The organism is Halorubrum sp. SS7 (genome assembly GCF_005435055.1).
Taxonomy (GTDB): domain Archaea; phylum Halobacteriota; class Halobacteria; order Halobacteriales; family Haloferacaceae; genus Halorubrum; species Halorubrum salinarum.
Genome location: NZ_SGXV01000369.1, coordinates 1 through 391 on the forward strand (window position 1 = coordinate 1; position 391 = coordinate 391).

Here is a 391-nt window from a genome sequence, read left to right on the forward strand (position 1 = left end):
CGTCGTCGGGGTCGACGGCGACGATCTTCATCGGCCGCGACTCGCGGAGTTCGACGAGCCCGCGGTCCGAGAGGCTCCGGACGGTGTCGTACACCCGCGGCTGCGGGATGTCGGTCCGGTCGGCGATGTCGCTCGCCGTCAGTTCCCCGTGTTCCAACACCGCGAGGTACGCGTCGATCTCGTACTCGCCGAGGTTGAATCGGTCCCCGACGCGATCGAGCGTGTCCCGGAGATCGTCGGTCATATCGGAAGAACGGGGGCGGGGATTATAGCTTTTTACTATGAGTCGAGTTGTACGCGTTTTCGGAGCGTCCTCTATCGGTGTGGACCATCCGGTCTGCCGTCGGTGGCGGACAGTGTGTTGTCCGATTCGCTCCCGGCCGTTCACGGT

At 64.2% G+C, this 391-nt stretch carries 1 protein-coding gene; it reads right to left on the bottom strand.

All coding sequences use genetic code 11. The annotated features are described in order from the left end of the window. Positions 1–244, bottom strand: a 244-nt coding sequence (locus EXE44_RS18430; protein WP_137718079.1) for a helix-turn-helix domain-containing protein, incomplete at its 3' end; no start/stop codon positions are given. Between the last annotated feature and the right edge of the window lie 147 nt (positions 245–391).